The 18421-nt window shown below is 41.8% G+C and carries 10 protein-coding genes and 1 tRNA gene; 7 read left to right on the top strand and 4 right to left on the bottom strand.

Annotation, left to right across the window (positions count from 1 at the left end):
* Window positions 1-13: 13 nt before the first annotated feature.
* The 5 genes from AB8M93_RS00985 to AB8M93_RS00965 all read left to right on the top strand — a co-directional run bounded on the left by AB8M93_RS00985 (window position 14) and on the right by AB8M93_RS00965 (window position 5287).
* Complete coding sequence (locus AB8M93_RS00985) at window positions 14-3214, top strand: efflux RND transporter permease subunit (RefSeq protein ID WP_373055699.1); 3201 nt, start codon at window positions 14-16, stop codon at window positions 3212-3214.
* Window positions 3198-4535, top strand: coding sequence for a TolC family protein (locus AB8M93_RS00980; protein ID WP_373055698.1), 1338 nt, complete (start codon window positions 3198-3200; stop codon window positions 4533-4535). Before AB8M93_RS00985 ends, AB8M93_RS00980 begins: the two co-directional genes overlap by 17 nt.
* Window positions 4536-4546: 11 nt before the next feature.
* A complete protein-coding gene (locus AB8M93_RS00975; protein WP_373055697.1) occupies window positions 4547-4729 on the top strand; it encodes a CPXCG motif-containing cysteine-rich protein in 183 nt (60 codons plus the stop codon).
* 73 nt (window positions 4730-4802) lie between these two features.
* The gene (locus AB8M93_RS00970) at window positions 4803-5156 is read left to right on the top strand and encodes a SpoIIAA family protein (RefSeq protein WP_373055696.1); all 354 of its coding nucleotides are present in this window, start codon (window positions 4803-4805) and stop codon (window positions 5154-5156) included.
* 58 nt (window positions 5157-5214) lie between these two features.
* Window positions 5215-5287 (top strand) — tRNA-Met (locus AB8M93_RS00965).
* Window positions 5288-5356: 69 nt separating this feature from the next.
* Here AB8M93_RS00965 and AB8M93_RS00960 read toward each other — a convergent pair.
* The 3 genes from AB8M93_RS00960 to AB8M93_RS00950 form a co-directional block, all read right to left on the bottom strand.
* Window positions 5357-11038, bottom strand: coding sequence for a hypothetical protein (locus tag AB8M93_RS00960; RefSeq protein WP_373055695.1), 5682 nt, complete (start codon window positions 11036-11038; stop codon window positions 5357-5359).
* Window positions 11039-11529: 491 nt separating this feature from the next.
* Complete coding sequence (locus tag AB8M93_RS00955; RefSeq protein WP_373055694.1) at window positions 11530-13266, bottom strand: cytochrome-c peroxidase; 1737 nt, start codon at window positions 13264-13266, stop codon at window positions 11530-11532.
* A gap of 150 nt (window positions 13267-13416) precedes the next feature.
* Complete coding sequence (locus AB8M93_RS00950) at window positions 13417-14988, bottom strand: PhoX family protein (protein WP_373055692.1); 1572 nt, start codon at window positions 14986-14988, stop codon at window positions 13417-13419.
* A gap of 356 nt (window positions 14989-15344) precedes the next feature.
* On the opposite strand from AB8M93_RS00950, the gene AB8M93_RS00945 reads away from it, so the two are divergent.
* The gene (locus AB8M93_RS00945; protein ID WP_373055900.1) at window positions 15345-16169 is read left to right on the top strand and encodes a patatin-like phospholipase family protein; all 825 of its coding nucleotides are present in this window, start codon (window positions 15345-15347) and stop codon (window positions 16167-16169) included.
* A gap of 98 nt (window positions 16170-16267) precedes the next feature.
* Here the strand turns inward: AB8M93_RS00945 and AB8M93_RS00940 are convergent, their stop codons facing one another.
* Window positions 16268-17419 carry a sensor histidine kinase gene (locus tag AB8M93_RS00940; protein WP_373055691.1) on the bottom strand — a complete coding sequence of 384 codons (1152 nt, stop codon included), beginning with the start codon at window positions 17417-17419 and terminating at the stop codon, window positions 16268-16270.
* A gap of 292 nt (window positions 17420-17711) precedes the next feature.
* On the opposite strand from AB8M93_RS00940, the gene AB8M93_RS00935 reads away from it, so the two are divergent.
* Entirely contained in the window at window positions 17712-18353 is a 642-nt protein-coding gene (locus AB8M93_RS00935) for a DUF4403 family protein (RefSeq protein WP_373055690.1), read from the top strand.
* Window positions 18354-18421: the final 68 nt, after the last annotated feature.

The following is an 18421-nucleotide window of genomic DNA, read 5'->3' as shown; positions in this document are numbered from 1 at the left end:
AAAAGCAAAAGCCTTGAGAAAAGTAATTAGTTATTTTATTAAATATGAGGTTGCGGTAAACATCGTGATCTTTGCCTTCCTTATCTTCGGAATTATTGGGGTCCTTAATATGAAGTCCTCCTTTTTTCCGCTACAGGATTCCAGGATTATCAATATTAATATCAATTATCCAGGCTCTGCCCCTGAAGAAATAGAGGAAGGGATTATCCTTAAAATTGAAGATAATTTAAAAGGCCTGGACGGGATAGACCGGGTTACTTCTACTGCCCGCGAAAGTAGGGGTTCCATAACCGTTGAAATTGAGCAGGACGAGAATATTGATGTGATGCTTAGCGAGGTGAAGAACGCCGTAGACCGCGTACCTAACTTTCCCGGGGGAATGGAGCCACTGGTGGTAGCCAAAGAAGAAAGAATCAGGCCCACTATAAGTTTTGCCATAAGCGGGGAAGATGTTCCGCTGGTCACCTTAAAACGCATTAGTGAACAAATAGAGAACGACCTGCGGCGTATGGACGGGATTTCCCAGATCTCCATTGGAGGCTTTCCTGAGGAAGAGATAGAAATTGCCGTTAGCCAAAATGATCTTTTAGCCTATAATCTTACTTTTGAAGAAGTAGCAAGAACGGTAGCCAGCGCAAATATTCTATCTACCGGTGGGACCATAAAAACCAATGCTGAAGATTACCTTATACGTGCCAACAGCCGCGCCTACTATGCCGATGCCCTTAATGATTTGGTCCTGCGATCTTCCCAAAACGGGCAAATTACCAGGCTGGGTGATATTGCCACTATTCGGGATCAATTTTCAGAAACTCCCAATGCCTCTTACTTTAACGGGAATGTTGCCGTAAATGTAGACATTAGCAATACTAATAATGAAGATCTACTTTCCACAGCAGAGCAGGTGAATGAATACATTGAGGAATTCAATCAAAAGAATAGCAACGTGCAACTGGACGTGGTAAGCGATTCTTCCATTACCCTTGGGCAGAGAACCCAATTGTTATTGGAAAATGGGATTATGGGAATGCTGCTGGTACTCTTTTTTCTTTCTGTTTTTCTGAATACCAGGCTTGCTTTTTGGGTGGCTTTTGGTTTGCCCGTGGCTTTTCTGGGAATGTTCATTTTTGCCGGTTCCCTTGGCGTGACTATTAACGTGCTTTCGCTTTTCGGGATGATTATCGTTATCGGTATCCTTGTGGATGACGGGATTGTGATTGCTGAAAATATTTATCAGGAATATGAGAAGGGAAAATCTCCTATAAAAGCCGCACTGGATGGCACTATGGAGGTTCTGCCTCCAATCCTTTCAGCAATAATAACCACGGTTTTGGCGTTTTCTACCTTTATGTTCCTGGATAGCCGTATTGGAGAATTTTTTGCTGAAGTTTCCACAGTAGTAATCCTTACCCTGGTAATTTCTCTTTTTGAAGCTCTTATTATATTGCCTGCCCATATTGCCCATTCCAAAGCGCTGAAGCGGAATCGAGTGAGCAGAAAGAAAAATTTCTTCGGAAGAATTTTTGAAAAAATGAAGGTGGTAAACAGGACCGGAGACCGCCTTATGCAATATTTAAGGGATAAAGTTTACAGCCCGCTGCTGTCTTTTGTGCTAAGGCAGCAAATCCTATCCCTGGCCATACTGTTAGCAGTTTTTATTCTTACCATTGGCGCCATTGGCGGGGGCTGGATTAGAATCACGTTGTTTCCAAGTATTGCCAGTGACCGTGTGAGCATTGATCTTCTTATGCCTGAAGGGGTGAATCCCGCCCGTACAGATTCCATTATTTCTATGGTAGAAGATGCCGCATGGCGGGTTAATGAGGATTATTCTGCCAGGCAAAGCGGCGATAAGGATGTGGTTGAAAATATAATAAAACGGGTTGGCCCAGGGAATAATAAGGCTTCTTTGCAGGTAAATCTATTGCCGGGCGAAGAAAGGGATTTTGGTTCTCCCGAAATTACCAACGCCATACGGGAAGAAGTTGGGCCGGTGTATGGAGTGGAGACCCTCACCTTTGGTTCTGGCGGGAATTTTGGGGGCGCGCCGGTTTCTGTTTCTTTACTGGGTAATAACCTGGAAGAATTAGAGGCAGCCAAAGAAGAGCTTAAGGAAAATTTTGAAAATAATCCTCTGCTTAAAGATGTAAATGACAATGATCCTAAAGGGATTAAGGAAATAAACGTAAAACTTAAGGAAAATGCCTATGCCTTGGGATTGGACCTTAGCGAGGTGATGCGGCAAATAAGAAATGGCTTTTTTGGGGCGCAGGCGCAGCGTTTTCAGCGGGGGCAGGATGAAATTAGGGTTTGGGTAAGGTATGATCTTGCCAACAGGTCCTCCATTAATGATCTGGACGATATGCGCATTCTTACCCCTTCCGGGGAAAGGGTTCCTTTTGATGAGATCGCCAATTATGATATTGTTCGCGGTACTGAATCTATAAGCCACCTCGATGGCCTTCGCGAAATAAGGGTTAGTGCAGATATGGAAGATCCAAATGGCAGCTCTACCGATATTCTCGCAGATATCAGGGAAAATGTAATGCCTCCAATCCTGTCTAAATATCCAAGCTTAACCGTTTCTTATGAAGGGCAAAACAGGGAAGCAGATAAACTCACAGAATCTGCAGCCTTAGTACTGCCAATAATCCTTTTTCTCATTTATGCAACAATAGCTTTTACCTTCAGGAGTTACAGTCAGCCTTTCCTGTTAATGCTTATGATCCCTTTAAGCGTGATTGGTGTGGCATGGGGGCATTGGATCCACGGTTTTCCTATTAATGTACTTTCGGCTTTAGGAATAATAGCATTGGTGGGGATTATGGTAAACGATGGGCTGGTGCTTATTGGAAAATTCAATGGTTTTATGCGGGAAGGAATTCCGTTTAAGGAAGCACTTTACGAAGCAGGAAGATCAAGGTTCAGGGCGATATTCCTTACCTCACTCACTACGGTAGCCGGCCTTGCACCTTTATTATTTGAAGGTAGCCGGCAGGCACAGTTCCTTAAGCCCATGGCAATTTCAATTTCCTACGGAATAGCTATCGCTACCGTGTTAACCCTGCTTTTATTGCCATTGTTGCTCTCTGTTAGCAACCAGATAAAAGTAGGCGGGATATGGCTGCGAACAGGAGAAAGAGTAAGGGCTGAAGACGTGGAAAGATCAATAAGAGAACAAAAAGAAGAAGAGGAGCATGAAGATCATAAATAGCTGTATTTTTCTTTTACTTTCGGTTTTTATAAGTGGATTAAAGGCTCAGGAGAGGGATTCTTTACTTACCAAAGATGAAGTGATCCGGAGGGCATTGAATGAAAATTACGGCATCAGAATAGCAGAGAACAGGGTTGAAGTAGCTGAAAACAATCAGAGTATTCTAAATTCAGGTTATTTGCCATCGGTTACAGGGATTGCCGGCACTACTTACGATCTTAACAACCGGCTAACCGAGCCTGAAGAGGGAGAAAGCCTGGAACAAACCGGGGTAGAAAATAACGCATACCGCGCTTCTGTTAACCTGGATTATGTTCTTTTTGATGGGTTGGGAAGGTTCTACAACTATAAAAGCCTGCGGGAGCAGTATGACCTTTCACAACTGGATGCGCGGGAAACAATAGAAAACACCGTACTTCAATTAATGAGCGTATATTATGAAATAGCGCGGCTTACAGAAAATATTGAAGTTTTGCAGCAAACCCTGGAAATTTCAAAAGAAAGGGAAACACGGGCTTCCTATCAGTTTGAATACGGGCAGAGCAACAATCTGGCAGTGCTTAATGCCAGGGTAGATGTTAATAATGACAGTGTGGTACTCCTCCAGGCCCGGCAGGATCTATCCAATACCAAGCGGGATTTAAATGTTTTGCTGAACAGGGAAATTACAGCCATAGGATTTGAGGTGGATACCACGGTGGGATTTATTCCGAAGTTACAACTGGAATCCTATCTGGATCGTGCAGCGGCTAATAACGTAAGCCTTTTGCAAATTGAAAAGAACATGGCAATAAGCGCCTATAATATTAAAATAAGCAAATCTGGTTATTTGCCTGCGGTGGGACTTACCGGCTCGTATGGCTGGAATAAGAACCGGAGTGCAGCCACCGCCTTTTTTCCAGGCTCTACTACCACAACAGACGGGCTTTCGGCAGGCATAAGTTTAAGCTGGAATCTTTTTGATGGAGGACAAACCATTGTGCGGGTGCGCAATGCTAAAATAGATTACGCCAATCAGGAATTGCTTCGGGAACAAATTAAACTTGAAGTAAAGCGCGATATCAGCAATGCTCTTAATGAATATGAAAATAAACTTTTCATCTATAAAATTCAGGAAGAGAATGTGAGTACCAACCTCAATAATTTTAACCGTTCCCGGGAGGAATTCAGCCTTGGGCAAATTACTTCAATTGAATTCCGCCAGGCTCAAATCAATTTGCTTAATGCCCGTACAAGCCTTAATCTGGCAAAATACGAAGCAAAGTTAGCTGAATTGCAACTCTTACAACTAACTGGCCAGCTGTTGAACGTAGAACTTTAAAAGCCACGCAAATGTATGAGCATTTTTTTCAATGTCCTTACTGCTGGGAAGAAATCTCTGTATTGCTGGATCCTTCGGTAAGGGAGCAGACTTATATAGAAGACTGCGAAATTTGTTGTAATCCCATAGAGTTCAGTGTAAAATTTCAAAATGACATTTTAACTGAATTTCTGGCTGCGCCCATTGAGCAGTAAATGCCAATATAAATTGCTTACCAGCATTTTAGTACTTAAAAAATAATTAAATTAGAAGGCAAATCTCAAAGTGATGCCTCAAACCTTCAGTTTAGCCGATAATGTTATTGGTTTTATCATAGATTCTAATGTAGATGAGGAGATAGCAGAATCTTTGCAGCAGGAAGTGCTGCAAAAAATGCAGAAATATGGAAAGGTGAACCTTTTTCTGGAAATCAGGAAAGGCAAGGAGATTTCTACAAAGGCTTTTCTAAAAAATGTACTTTTTAATATAAGGCACAGTGGCGACTTTCACAAAATAGCTATTGTAAGTGATTTGAAATGGCTAAAAGGGGCAATGTCTTTTAAAGATATCCTTGTTGCAGCAGAAATACAAAATTTCCCTAATAATGAACGACTTACAGCTTTAAGCTGGATTTCTCAATAATTTTTCAGAAAAAAGTTTTTGCAGAGTTAAATTCTGTTGTATATTTGCCATCCAATATCGCGGGATAGAGCAGTAGGTAGCTCGTCGGGCTCATAACCCGAAGGTCACTGGTTCGAGTCCAGTTCCCGCTACTAGCAAAATCAAGGCTTCACAGAAATGTGAAGCCTTTTTTAATTCTTTTCCTAAAACCAGACAACGCTCTAACTAAAGTCAGGCGGAACCGGAAATCTGTTATTCATTCGGGTTTGATTTACCGCCTGTAGCCGGTCTATGGCTGCAAGTCCATTATCTGTAAAGTTGTCGGGATCTACGGGGCTTACATGAGCATTGTCTACAATTCCAGTCCTCTGTGTAAAATTCCTGTCTACCCCGTTGTTCATAATATCATTTGCAATGGCCGGGCTGTTATGGCCGGTTGGGATATCAAGCCCAATTAAAGCATGAATGATCTCATGAGAAATAGTCTCTCCAAAGAGCCTTCCAAAAACCTTGGTCGCAAAAGCTTCCATAGCTGGATCTGAGACGCTCATTCCTTCCAGCTGAAGCACCAGGGCGCGGGTTTCCACGTCTACTTCTACATAGCTCGCCATACCATCGTCATCATATCCTCCGGGATATATAAAAATGGGTTCATTTGGAACAGCACTTCCTATTGCTCCTCCCACAAACTTAGTTTCGCCAAGCAAACCCTCTTTTCCTGCTGGTGGATCTCCCTTAATAATTACAGGAGTAATTAAGCCGGGGCTCAAATGGGATGGCAAAGTTTCGCTAAACGGTCCGCATTGCCAAATGGTTCTAACATTAGATGTACGTAACAGGTGATCACAAACCTGTTTCGCCGTTTGAAGGATATCGTTTTTAAGATGTGCCACCTGGTAAGTATCCAGGACATCATTAAATGGAGTGGCATCCTCGTTAATGGTAACGAATTGTGGAACAGATAACTGGATCACAGTGCTCGCAATTCGGGTTCCTCCGGAATCAAATACTGAAAAATGAATTTCCTGTAGTCCCGGAATAAGGCCTTCTACTGCGGTGGTCAAAGCATTAGGGCTGGTAAAATTTACAGCGCCGGGAGTGGGGCTGGACCACCTGGTGGTATAATTTTGAGGCGCATTTCTTAACGTTGCCCGCATGGTGATCACTCCTGTTTTGCTATTAGCAGCCGGATTAAAAGCTCTTGTTTCATTGGTGATATTATCCAGTAAAATTAGGGTAGAGCCTGAATCCTGAAGTCCACTCTCGGTATCTCCAATCCTTATAGATTCACTGGTGCCATCAGAGTCGGTTCTTTCTGCAGAAACATTCTGGCCCTGGTTTGCTGCGTTAATTGCTGCTCCCGTAAGCGATTCCCTGCTTTGCTCCCTTTCAAACTGAGCAGATTCCCGCGCATTCTCTCCGCCGTCTATCTGTTGTTGTAAATGTTGCCTGGAAAGGTTTTGCGCATCTTCTTCAGTGATATTTCCAGCTCTTCTTGCCTGATTGATGCCCTGGGAAATGGTTTCTGAATTTTGTGTATTATGTTGCTGGGTAGCCAGGCTTTTAGCCATTTCAGCAAAAGCCTTCGCATTTTCCTGATTGGAAAGATAGGTTTTCATCGCGTTCTCCTGGTTTCCTGCTAAGCCGGTGATATCGTTAAAAACACCGGCCTTTCCTAGTAATTCTGAAAGCTGTGATAGTCCCGCTGCAGGCGCCGGTGCATCTGGGGCATTTTGAATATTCACCAAAGGAGGCGCAAATTCCCTGTAGTTAGGAGTGTACTGGCTAATAGTTGGGGTTGGGGTAACTACAGGATTTATACCGGTAGGTTCTTCGGTCCTGAATTTATCCCAATCCTGAGAAGAATTTTCTTTAACCATTTCACAGGCATCGCACTGGCCCTGGATAGCCTCCATAAAGACCCCACGAGTGGGTACACTTATTCTGTATGGTGGAACAGGCGTTAAAGGCTTATAATAATCTGTAAGTGAGGTTTCTAAAAATACATCCTCCCCAATTTCTTCCAGCATATAATTCCTGCCCACCTTAAAGCCATCTGCAACAGGAAAAACAAGGGAGTTTCCCGTAATGGTCACCAGTTCGTTTTTTACTACTGAAGCCAGGCTGCGCATTACTGATTTTTGCCCTGTGGAGGTATAGGTTTGAATATTAAAACCGTCCAGCAACATAAACCTCCTGTCCGGGTCCAGATTTGCCCACAGCACCTTGTTATAATATTCCAGGTTGCTGTTTAAATGCTCAATAAGTTCATTTACAATATACCGGTCTTCTTTCCGGGGATTTATCTTATCCCTGGAATTTAAGGGAATATAAACATTTACCCCATCCAGAAGGTCGTTTCCCAGGTAACCCTGGAACATTTTTCCTTCAAAATAGTCGGTAGAATAAGTGAGCCTCAGGTCTTCAATATTCAGGATAGTGTAGCCTCCTTTCAGGTCCCTCACACTGCTGTTGTTACTGGTAATGGTTAAGTTATCTGGCAGCTGGCGCCGGGTTTTGTTGCAGGAACCGCTTATATTGATACTCATTTTTCGGTTTCCGCCGGTATATCTTCCGGTTGGAGTAAGGTCCCAGCTAATTTGAGTTATGCTAAGGCTGTCTACGATCCTGGAATAGATTTCAGGCAAAATATCATTTTCAAAAATATCATCCCATTCTGCAATTAAGCGGCCTGCAAAATAATATTCCAGAAAATCATAAACATCTCCGTAATTCATTATACTGGCGTAAGTGGTCCACTGCTTTTTATCCAGGATTCCATCTTCAAAAAACTCTTCTCCGGAATAGCCTCCGGTAACCGAAAATCCAAAAACGGGAAGGTTAATTCCCCGTGGTTTAAAAGAATTTACCCTGATGCATTTTGCCGGAGGAACGGTTTGATAGTTGGCATCCAGAGACATGAACTGGTCAAAAATGGCCGCTTTTACCAGCACTTCTTCTTCGGTAGATTTGTATTCCACGTTTGTACCCGGTGCTCCGGTGGCTATTAGAGAAAGTCCGCCGGTGATCCCTGCGAGTACCGAATCAAAAATGCCTTTTTTAACGGTAGCCATAGGATCTATCTCCTTATGAACAATGGTTTTAGTGGTTACCGGTAAAGATTTTATACGGTCATATTTACTTTTAGGGCGCTTTAAATAGATACGCAAGGTTATTTGCCCTTTGATGTTGGTAATAAGTCCATCTGCATAGGTTTCCCCTTCTGCCGGATATTCTACCCGGCTGTAATTGGTTTTAATCCTTTCATTAGCATCAAAAGCCTTTAATAAGGGGTGTTGCCTGCTTCTAAACAAAAACCGGAAAGGCTGCAAATAGGTGTTGGAGGGAATTGGCAATAAGCGTTGTGCAATGACATCTTTCCATTTATGAATATTTTCCGTAGAAAAATTGGTCATTAGAAGGGGAACAAAAACGCACTCTTCCACATGGGAAATCTCCTGGAAGATGGCATAGTGCCGCAAAACTTCAAAATACATCATGGTGAGGGAATGGCAATGATTATGGTTGGCAACAGTTTCTGCAGTTACCCCGTAATCCTGGCCCTCGGTTACCGTGGTCACAATGCTGGCATTCAAATGCCGATAACTTTCGGCATTCTGGATAAGAGATTGTCTTAACTTCTCTCCAAAGAATTGTGTAATATTCCTGGAACTGTTTTGCGAGGCCGAAGAGCTGGAATTAGAAAATCCACCTGCGACGCCAAGAGAGCCTCCAATTCCACCATAGGAAACCCCAACGCCCAGCCCGGCTGACATTCCGGAAGTTTTTGCCTGGCTCCTTCCGCTCATATCTTCATTAATCCCCCCGCTTAGCTGATCTGTAATAAAACGGTCGCTTAACAATTCCGCAGAAAGGCTTTCCCCCTGTGTGGTAGATTGTGATTCTGCCCCGGTTAAGGAATGGGAAGACTCAAAAACCACAATTTGCTTTTTTTGGCCCGGCGCAAGTGGTAAGGAATATACCAGGTCTCCCAGCGAATATCCGTCTGCCTTAAAAACCGATTTAAAATGAAGAATATGGCCGGTGGCCACGGTTACCGCCTGGTAAAAAGATAGATGGTCTTCGGCATCTGGCGCATCCTGCCAGCGAATGGGATTATCTAAATCTACAATATTGCGCTCAAGCTTTTCATATCCGCCCTTGAGCTCGTATTTTATTTTTCCGTCTATGGTATTTTTCTCCAGCACATAATTGGCAACATCGGGATCTGAAACCCGTACTATGGCATTATAGCTGTATTCCCGTAAAGTACGGTTGGGAGTAGATAAGTTTAAACAACTGCCACCAATATCCTGTGTGTATTCCGGCGACTGGATGAGGTCTTCCTGGTCTGGCAGCCGCTTGGCTTTAACAGGGGCCTTGCAATCACATTCTTCCTCATGTTCCTCATCATCTCCTTCAGGAAGCACTACATCGCCATCGGTTAATAGCAAATAAATAAAATCATCAGAAAGGCTTTCATTCCCTGCATCGGGATCTATACCAAGATCTGCCGGGCTATTGGGCATAAGGGAAACCATGGCCTGGGCTTCGGTGTATTCCCCGTAGGGATAATCCATAGAAAAATTCCCGGAGTGGTCTGTTTGCGTTGCCGAAACAATGCGAAACAATTCATCTCCCTCCTTCTTGGCCTGCACAATTACGGTAAGCTCGTTAAGGTCATATTTATTTGAAGTTTGTATTACCCGGCCCCGCAATTTTTTTAACGAGCGGGGATTCCCGGTTTCAGGATTCACACCGGCGCCTTCTGGGGGATAAGGTTTTACCCGTATAAGCAGATCCTGAAGCTCCTCATCATCTATGCTGAATTTCTTTTCCCAAAGGATGGCGCCGTCATATCCCCTTACTTTAATTTTAATGAGCCCGTCTATACTGTTAGTAATTAAAGGTTCCTCTTTGGTAAACGAAAAATCGATACTATTCTCTTCCATAATTTCATCGCCACGGGACCAATCATAGTGTGCGATCTTCAGGGAATTATTCTTTCGCGGATATTCCATGATAAGATCATAAACCCCCAGATCTTCTGTGCGGTAAGTTTCTTCGGAATCTATTACAAATTGTCCTTTAACATCCAGGGTTTCTATTTCGGGTACTTCTAAGGGGAAATCAAAAAGCTTGTAAAAATTATCCAGGATAAACTGATAAAATTCCTGGGACAGGTTATATTCTTTGCTCCTTAGAAAATCAGCCAGTTGTGTAAAACTTATTATCGACTCCTGCGTAGTAATTTTTGGGGTGTCTCCTCTCAGGTCTACCAGGATCTGGATAAATTCCAGCACAAACTGATCAGAAATACTGCGGTTATCGGCTAATTGGGAAAAAGCTAGTTTAAACATTTCATAGGCTTCCTTGTTGATAAGAAAAACCCGGCTGCTCCTTTCCGCGGGAAGTTTTTGTAGTCCTTCTACATTAGGAGATCGCAACGGGCCGTAAGTACGTTCAAATTTGGCATATTCGTTTTGGTAATACCGCCGGTCATAATCTGAAGAATAAAACGATTTTTGATAATAAAGCCCTTCAAACTCTTTAGAAACTATATCCTGGGCATAATCATCTTTAATATTAACGGTGAATTTAAAAGAATAATCGTTGATATCCTGGCCGTCATCCAGGATTTTAATAAAATGATAGAGAAAAAATCCATAGATATCCTGTAAATCTGTATCCACCAGCTTATCCAGTGGCAGGCTTAACTTATAGGAATTATCGCTTAAATCGTGGGAAGTATTGAAAATACGAAGGTCATTCAAATACCTGCTGATCTCGCGCTCCTCTATTCTAAATGAAAAAATAGGGAAGAGCACTTCAATGCTTACGTGCTCAATTTCGGTTTGGTTAGAGGTGTTGTTGTAAGTGAAGGTTTGCTGTAAGGAAGCCATATCTTTACTCTTTTGGGTGGTTAATTGTTGAAAATGTGAAATAAAATGAAGTGTTATCCCGGTGGATATAGGAGTTCATGCAGGCATAGCAAAAGTTGCTATCCAGATTAAGAGGTGTGAGGAAAGACTCTGAAAGCTATTGTAAAAATCTCCGCGGTTTTAAAATTTTTGGAAAGCGGATTTTCCTTCGATTAAAGTGTTTGGAAAAAATGCAGAATAAATGGGATAAACTCTTCTTTTATAGAAGGCGTATAAAGATCATAACTACAGATAAAAGAACCCGTTTCTGGGGTCAAGGTTCTTATGCTGAAAAGAATAAAGCTACTTAAAATTCCAAATATTTCCTAAGCTAAATTGATCTAAAATTCTGCATATCAGTTTTTTAACATTTCTGGAGCTGTATTCTAATTTTCTGTAAAGCCAGATGATCATAAAAAAAGGCTTCGCATTTAGGGAAGCCTTATAAAGATTCAAAAAAGGTTAATCCATATTCATTGCGCAGCAGTTAGATCTGTAAGTGTTTTCATATAGGCAACCAGGGCCTTTTGTTCTTTGGAGGAAAGATTGAGCGCGTCAAAAGGAAGGGTTTGATGCGGAATATCAAATCCCATACCTGCACCACCTCCTTCGCTGTAGAATTCCACCACTTCTTCCAGGGTGTTGTAAACCCCATTGTGCATGTAAGGAGAGGTTACGGCAATATTCCTTACCGTAGGCGTTTTAAACATGCCCCAATGAGTGGGTTCTTTGTACATCACATAAAATCCCGGGTCATTATCCCACTCTTTATTCTTAGCCGTTTCCGGAACTCCTATCACTTCTTTTTCACTTTCACTAAAAAACGGGGGAACAGTTCCATTGGTTAGCGGTAAAAAATGGCAGGTGGCACAAAGCGCTTTTCCCATAAACAGGTTAAACCCATCAATTTCTTGCTGCGTCATTGTAGCCAGGTCTCCTCTTATGTTCTTATCAAATTTAGAATCCATTCCTTTTAATGTGCCCACATAGGAAGAGATTGCTTTTATAAGTTCTTTGTTTGTCCTGGGAACCCTTCCAAAGGCATGCCTGAACATTTTAAGGTAGGTGGTATCTTCAAGCACCTGGTTGGAGAATTGATGTACCTGGCTGTTAAATTCCCTGTCATTCGTAAAAACCTGGTTAATCTGCCCAAGAAGATCCTGGGAGCGGCCGTCCCAGAAGAAACTTTGTTGATATGCGGCATTTATAAGGCCTGGAGTATTTCTTTGTAAAGGTTTCCCGGTATTGTCCAGGGCCGTTTGCAACCCGTCCTGATATGCTTTGGAAGGGAGATGGCAACTGGCGCAGGAAACCTTTCCTCCTTCTGAAAGGTTTGGGTCATAAAACAGTTTTTTCCCAAGCTCAATTTGTTCTTCGGAAGGATTCCTGTTTACGGCCGGTGTGAAATATGTTAAATTGAAGGCATCCGGTTCAAAAAAAGTTTCCGCCTCAAAATTGAAAGGATAATCTTTAGTATCCTGCCAGTATCCGCTAATATCCCTTATTTTTTTCCAGTTCCTGCATATTGGATTCACATGATCCCGAATATACGCATAGCGGTCAAAATCATTATTTTCGCCATTGTAGCTGGCGGCAATCTCAATAGCTTTATCCAGTTGATTTATAAAATCTTTATCTAATGCCTTATTTTTAATTGCTATTTCAGGCTGCAGTGTCATGTTATAAACCTTCTTTAAGCTGCTAAAAGACCAGGCGGCATCTTTTATTCCCTGGGCGCTAACGGGAGTATCAAAATTTGCCATAGAAAAACTAATAACCCGCATAAGTTGTTGCTGGATAGCTACAAAAAAACGGCTGGGAGTAAGCTCCCTGCTTTCTATATTTTCCTGAAGTACCACGAGCAAACCTAGCGTATTCTGTATTTCCTTTTCAAATTCCTGTGAGGTTACCCCTTGCTCATAAATGCTCTCTTCAATTTTCTGAAGGCCTATTGGAGGTAAAACCCTGCCATTATCTTCCCTGAATACAGGAAGGGCAGGCCCATTTGCCCGGTGCCCAACTTCCGGGTTGAGGTAGGAGGCATAAGGTTCTGCTATTTTAAAATGCTTCCTTATTTTAGTGAACAGTTCCTTATTTTCAACAGCTTCAGGCCTGTTTTTCTTAAGTTCTTCCAGTGCGGCTATAGCCTGTTTTAGATGTTCAAGATAATAGGTTCTGGTATTGTTCCAGTCAATTTCGTTTTTTTTCACTTCCCTCTCTTGGTTTTTACAAGAGGCCAGCAGAAGCAGGAAGCACAGCATTAGAAATGGTAAATTGCGCATAAATTAAATTACTGAGATCATAAATGAGGGAAGGCTTCCGCTCATGCGGAAGCCTGTAAAAGAGGAAAATTAAAAAACTTACCTTGGAAGTCCCTGAAGAAGGACTATTTGTGAACCCTGATTATCTTCATAATCCATATTGATATCTCCATCCAGTCCTTTAAAGAATGGATCTCTCCAGTAATGAGGTTGCAAGGCAAGCAGGAAGGTGCCTTCTTCTCCCACTTTATCAGAAATATCTATAAGGGAGCCAAATTCTCCTTCAAACTCGGTACCCGGATCTTCAGCCAGGGTTTGATCTACTATCAGCCTTAACACCACTTCAATATTATCCCCGTTCAAATCGCTTTGGTAGATGTAAGAATTGTGTCCTCTGTCAAACGAATTCGGATCCTCCTGTATATATACAAAATTTTCGGTAACGCAAATGTTATCCGGACTCTGCAGGATATCCAGGTTCCCGTCTTGATTATTAGTATTGGTGTTTCCACTAATAATCTGGGTGAGTTTTCCTTGGGTGGGATCATTTTCATCTAAGGTTAGCCTGTACACGGTTCCCCAATCATTATAAGTACCTGCTCCGGGGCCACGGCCGGTAACATTAAAATAGACATTACGGCCATTTACATCGGAACCTTTGCCATAATCTACATCTTCAACTCTCATAAATTGCGAGGCATTAACATTCATACAGGCTATTTCCATTTCATCTTTTGTAAGGGAGGCGCCATTGGGAATTTCCACAAATTCCACTTCATATTCTGTCTTAAAATCGAGGTCACCTTCATTATAGGTCATTCCATCTTCTACCTCCATTTTACCACCGGCCCCATCAGAGACTTCTTTAAAGCGAAGCACTAAAACTTTTCCGCCTTCAAGATCGGCATCCCCATTTTCAGACAGGTACATGCTTACCTGGCCTTCAGAACCGCTGGAATCATCGTCTCCACCAATAATAACGGTCTTTCCGGTAAATGCTCCCTGAGGAAGCGGCACTGCATTTTCCCAGGAGAATTCTCCTAAAGCATCCAGTCCAAAGTCCGCAGTAGGGGTTGGAACACTCACATGAGGATCAACACCTTTAACCTTATAATGGATGCTTTCTGAAGCAGAAAGAAAGAGATCTTTGGAGCCGCCATGTATTGCTGCTTCCCACATAGTTCCGGAACACTGTCTTGCATAGTCTGCAACGCCTGAATTTACCAGGTAATCTCCTTTGTACGGAATAAGATTTTCATCCAGGTAGACTCTGGATACGGCGTAATGGTCTTCATTGTTTACTACATAAATATACCCGTTGCTGTCAGGATCTTTAAGGAAGCCAGCTCCATCAGCAGATCCTGCCAAATGGTAGCCGTTTATATCGTCTGTAGTGCTTAAAAGGGAGTAAGCCTTTACCTGCCCAAAATTCGGGTTCATTAAAACCAATGGTTCCAGAGCAGATTTGTTGGCGAACATGGTTGGTTCAGGAGTAAAATCTTCCCCATTTTCTCCAGCTGGTCCCTCAGGTCCCTGTGGCCCCTGTGGCCCCTGTTCTCCCTGAGCCCCGTCTGTCCCGTCAATTCCATCTTCCGGCTCACAGCTGTTAAACATGAGCAGCGCTGCCGAAATAAAAAATGCCTGTAGCATTTGTTTAGGTAATTTTTTCATTGCATTTAATAATTTAAGTTGATTTAGGAGTCAAATTTATAGTTCGTTCCCGCAACCAAGGTTACCTGCAGATATTCATTATTTTAATAAAGCTTAAACTTAATGTTAGAAGGTTAATTTTATATTAGGTTTTGATGGGTGCAAAGGGAATATGTTCCTTTTTAAAGATGTAATGAATTAATAATGAAGTTTTTACTGAATCAAAATCCCTTAACAGTAGAAAACATATTTTGATAATGTACCAGTTTTAAGCTTCAGGATTAAAATCTGGGGCATAAGGTTTTCCTGCAAATTTTAAAAAATCTTACCTTGTGAAGCCGGAATAATAAAAATTTGCCCCGGAGGCAAAAAACAAGATTATCATACTACAGGGTTTAAAAGATCTGTTTTCACTAGGAGAAAAACCTCCTTACCAGCTGGGCATTAGCCTTAGTGGCGGGAGTGCGCGCGGCTATGCTCATGTAGGGGTGCTTCAGGCGCTCGATGAGCATAATATTAAACCGGATATTATTTCCGGGACCAGCATGGGTGCCGTAGTTGGAGTACTTTATGCGGCGGGGTACGGGCCAACCGCCATAAAAGATATTCTCATGGAGGAAACATTTTCTAAAATGACAGGTTTTTCCTGGAGAAGGACCGGCCTCTATAAACTGCAAAAAATGAAGGCAGCCCTGGAACGTTATCTTCCTGAAGATGATTTTTCGGCTTTAAAGAAGCCGTTTTACCTGGGGCTTTGTAATCTTGATGAAGGTTGTGTGGAAATGCGCAGCAGCGGATCGCTTTTTAATTATATTATCGCGAGCTGCTCTGTCCCGGGGTTTTTTGCGCCTATAGTTCTGGATGGGATAAATTATGTTGATGGGGGCCTTATGTGTAACCTTCCTGCTTCCTCTATTAGGGAAAAATGTGGTTTTTTAATAGGTTCACATGTAAATTTTCCCGGAAAAAAAGCGGGCTTTCCCGGGCCAAGGGCCATCTTGGAAAGATCGGTAAACCTGGGAATAACACAAAATACGATGCCTGAAAAGGAATTGTGCGATGTAGTTATTGATCCCCCCGGGATGCAGGAGTTTTCCCTTTTTGACTTTAAAAAGATTGAACAGATTATAGAGGTGGGGTATAACCATACTTTAAAAATGATCGAAGAAGGTTTGATTCCGGTAAAATCCCTGGCGGAATAATAAGTATTCTTACAATCTAAGACCCGTATCCACTTTTAACTTTTATGGATAAAATTGTTGATTTCAATAAAGAAGCGAAGACTTATTCAGCGAGGATATTAAATCTCAGCTTTTTCGCTAAAATTTAATTTAGAGTTTACTTTGCCGGGGCTGTTCTTATTCTTATCCAGGACAATGGTAAAAGTGGTCCCTTTTATTTCGCTGCTTTCTACTTCTACGGTGCCACCATGGGCTTCAGCAACTGCCTTAATTAAGGTAAGGCCCATTCCCCAGCTTTTCAGTCTTCCTGCTTCATTATCCTTGGTAGTATTCAGGAATTCAAAAATATTTTTCTGTTTTTCAACAGGAATGGGATTACCCATATTGTGCACGCTTAGCTTTATTTTTTCAGATAATTCCTCTACTTTAATGGTGACCGGTGAGTTTTTTCCACCGTGCTTTACCGCGTTGGAAACCAGGTTTTCCAGGATCCTTCTAATGGCAGTGCCATCAAAAACACCTTTTAATTCTTTGGTATTGGTTTCCATAAAAATAGCATTGCTGTAAATCTCGGAAGCTTCAGAATATACCCAGTCTATATCCTGCATGAGGTCGGCTTCTGTAAAATTAAAAGTAATACCTTCCCCTGCTTTTACCGTAATTGCATCGAGTAGGCCTTCCATTAATTCCAAAGCTTTCTTAAGGCTTCTCAAACTAAGCTTCTGCAGTTTTTGTAATTTATCCTTTCCTTCGGCATGATCCATCATTTCTATGGCAAGATATGCGGCCGAAACAGGGTTACGCATGTCATGAGCCAATGTTCCCACAAGTTTACTGCGCATTTCCTGTAAGGCATCGGTAAAAGATGCTGCCGAGTTGAGCATTGCCGTCTCAAGGGTGTATTTCAATAAGATCCCCACCTCTGCCGTATAGGCATCATGTTGCCTAAGTACATCAGTAAGCGTCATGTGAAAAACAATATATTCATGTAAGATCTGCTTTACGGTGTATTTAGAAGAAGAAGCGCGATGACGGCCGTGGTCTATACTGTTGGATATAATTTCTTCGTAGCGTTCATTATTTTTAATCTGTTCAAATTCATCATACCTGTCCATAATTTCAGCTACATCCTCCAGTACATGGGGAAGTTGATTCCTTAAGGCAAGATTGGTGCTGGACCTGGAGGCCTCAACTTCTTCTTTTACCGTTTTTTCCCAGATATTCATGATTTTATCGCTGTGCGTCCTAATAATTTTAGCTGCTCTTTTCATAAATCAAACCTTTTACGAAGATTTTTTGATGTGACTATTAAAATTTTAACAATCGCTTGATTCTCTACGAGGCGGAATAGAAAGTTAGCTCTTAAATATTGTTATAAATATCTTAATAGTATGTTATAACTAAGGCCGCTAAGATAATGATTTTTGTTATCTCGCAGGGATATTTTTACCGCACCAACCATTACTGCTAAAATGAGCTTATTACAGTACCATAGTCGATTTTAGAACGGCTTTAGGAATAATAAATTTCAAATGAGCTATTTTAGAGAAAGAACTACTAATAATGGAACAGATAAAAAATATAAGCCCCGGGAATATAATCCTTCAACTTCCGCTTAGGATAAATTATGGCGTGCTGGAAGATATAATAAGAGACCGTGCCATAGGTGAAAAGCTGGGTACTATAGATGAAAAAGGAGAAACTACTAATTATGCTGAAATCCTGGACATAAGCTTTGGGGAAAGCCTGAAGGAAAATTTTGACTTTGCTATTAACTTAAAATTTAAAACCCTTACCCGTCTTTTTAAGAACAAGGTGGGGAAGCTGGAGATCGATTTAGCTATACATTTTGCCGAAGCCACGCAGGAAGTTTTTATCAGAGATTATAAGCTGGAGGGGGATACAACCAATTGGCTTATGAACAATTTTATTGAAAAAATGGTCAATAAAGTGCTCTACGGAAAGTTAAAGAAGAAAATGAATTTTAACCTGAGGCCTGTAATAAGTAAGCAACTGGAAGAAATTAACCAGAAGTTTGGCAACGGCATATCGCCAAAGGAAGGAATAGTGTTGGAGGGGAAAATTGATAGTGCAAAAATAGACAGGCTGGAGCCCAGCAACAGCTTTTTACTTGTGCAGGTAAGCTTAAAGGCAGAAGCCGCGGTGGCAGTGGAACACCTCAACCTGGCAGAATTGAGAAAATAAGGTGTTTTAGTTAATAACTACTTGATAACTCGCCCTTAATATCCCTTAATAAAAGAAAATTATCCTGT

Origin of the sequence: Autumnicola aciditolerans (assembly GCF_041679265.1) — a bacterium.
Taxonomy (GTDB): Bacteria; Bacteroidota; Bacteroidia; order Flavobacteriales; family Flavobacteriaceae; genus Autumnicola.
Note: the sequence above shows the minus strand (reverse complement) of the source record. Positions and strands in the feature narration are given on the sequence as shown.